A 2041-nucleotide genomic window follows, 5' to 3' on the forward strand; every position below is an offset into this window, starting at 1 on the left:
TCGTTTCCAAGGTCAGGAGCCTCCAACAAACTCAGGGCGCTTCACGGCGCTTCAGCGGTCGTGTCCGGGCGCACTCCGGCCAAGGTCGCCCTCGGCTACGTGGTGGCCCAGGTGCTCGGGGCGCTGGTCGCGGTGGGCATGCTGTGGGCGGTGCTGATGACACTGATTGATGCCTCCACCACCGCCCAGGCCTTGGGGGCGGTGGCCAACGGCTACGGGGAGAACTCCACCTCCCAAGCCGGTTGGTCCACCGTGCTTCTGGTCGAGTTCGTGGCGACGACGCTGTTCGTCCTCGTGGTCCTGGGCTCGACAGCCCCACGGGCCAACGCGGTCCTGGCCCCGGTGGCGATCGGGGCGAGCTTCGCCTTCCTGCTCACCATCCTGGCGCCTTTCGACGGCGGGTCGCTGAATCCGGCCCGCTCCACCGGCACCGCGGTTATCGGGGGTGTTGAAAGCCTGTCTCAGCTGTGGCTGTTTTGGGTTGCCCCGTTGCTGGGGGGTCTGGTGGCGGGTCTGATCTACCGTGTGGTAGATCTGGGCCGCTCACCCCGCCGCGCCACCGTGCCGCCCGCCGAAGACGCCACAGCGAGCACCGACACCTCCATCGCCCCGGGAGCGTGAGGGAGCCGAGCGGTGTCTCGTCACGGGATGGTCCTACTCGCCATGGCGTCTTCTCGGAGCCTTCCGGATTAACCCGTGCCAGCGCAGGTCAGCCGGGCGCCGGCGCTGAGGACGGGTCGAGCAGAGTCCCCGGAAGGGCTGTATCCCATCTGGGACGCCTGGAATTTTCTGCGTTGGCGGGACGGTCAGGGAACACGCGTCAGTGACCGGTCGCCGTTTCTAGCCTGCGCATGGTCACTGGTCTGTGCATGGTCACTGGGCTGTGGTGCGCAGTGCTGGTGCGCTCCTGGCAGGTGGAGGCGAACGTCTGCTCCAGTGCGTTGTTCGGCGTGGTGGGTCACGAGCACGACGATGCGGTCGGACAGTGCTGAGCGCAGGTCGGAGATCAGCGAGTGGGCAGCGGGTGCGTCGAGGTGAGCGGTGGGTTCGTCGAGGAGCAGGACGTCGGCGCGGGTGAGCAGCGCCCTGGCGACGGCGATGCGTTGTCGTTGGCCTCCCGAGAGGCTCCCTCCGCTCGGGCCGACTGGTGTGTCCAGGCCCTGGGGCAATCCACCCATGAAGGACTCCAGGCCCACGCGGGTAAGGACCTCATGCATGTCCTCATCGGTGGGCCGATCGTTTTTCCCCCGGGCGAGCAGGAGGTTCCCGCGGATGGTGGAGTCGAACAGGTGTGCCTCCTGGGGGCACCAGGCGAAGCGTCGCCGCAGCTGCCGGGCGTCGAAGGTGGTGCTGTCGGAGCCGTTGACCTGCCATGAGCCCTCCGCGGCGGGCAAGTGGCCCAGGAGGGTCGCCAGCAGGGTGGATTTGCCTGAGCCGGAGGGACCTTCAACGACGAGCCACCGGCCCCGGCGCACGGTGGCCTGGAGGTGGCGGAATGCCGGGGCCGGCGCCTGCGGCCAGGTGACGGCCAGGTCGGCCAGCGTCAGCTCTTGGACCTGAGCCGGAACCAGCCCGGCGGGGGGCCGAGGTCGCTTATGGCGGGTGGTTGTGGCGGTGACGGCATGGACCTTGCGCAGCGACTGGGCCAGCGCGGGCCACTGCTGTACCGCATCGACCGCGCCGAGCAGCGGATCGATCAGGCCCAGGGGCAGCAGCACGAGTGCGGCGACGACCGGTGCGGAGATTGTGCCTGCCGCCCGGGCTTCGACGGTGGTTGCCAGCATGAGCACGGAGGAGAGGGAGCAGGCCAGCACCACGACGGCCTCGCCCAGGCCCCGCGCCCAGGCAGTGGACCGGGTTGCGGTGTCCGCGGACTGCTCGAGGTCGTCGAGCCGGGCGAGCATGTCCTTGGCTCGATCGTTGGCGCGCAGCTCGTCGGAGGCGGCGACCATCGCGGCGAAGCGGCGGATCACGCTGGAGCGCACGACGGTGAGGTGGCGGGCCGCGGATCGGTCGGCCAGCAGCGCCGCGACGGGCCCGG

2 protein-coding genes are annotated in these 2041 nt (G+C 69.7%); one reads left to right on the forward strand and one right to left on the reverse strand.

Annotation, left to right across the window (positions count from 1 at the left end):
• Positions 1–621: aquaporin (locus tag L979_RS13810; RefSeq protein WP_156125613.1), on the forward strand; the 621-nt coding region annotated here is incomplete at its 5' end.
• A 185-nt stretch (positions 622–806) separates the two neighbouring features.
• Here the strand turns inward: L979_RS13810 and L979_RS13815 are convergent.
• Positions 807–2041: amino acid ABC transporter ATP-binding/permease protein (locus tag L979_RS13815; RefSeq protein WP_047692838.1), on the reverse strand; the 1235-nt coding region annotated here is incomplete at its 5' end.

Origin of the sequence: Kocuria sp. ZOR0020 (genome assembly GCF_000800955.1) — a bacterium.
Classification (GTDB): Bacteria; Actinomycetota; Actinomycetes; order Actinomycetales; family Micrococcaceae; genus Kocuria; species Kocuria subflava.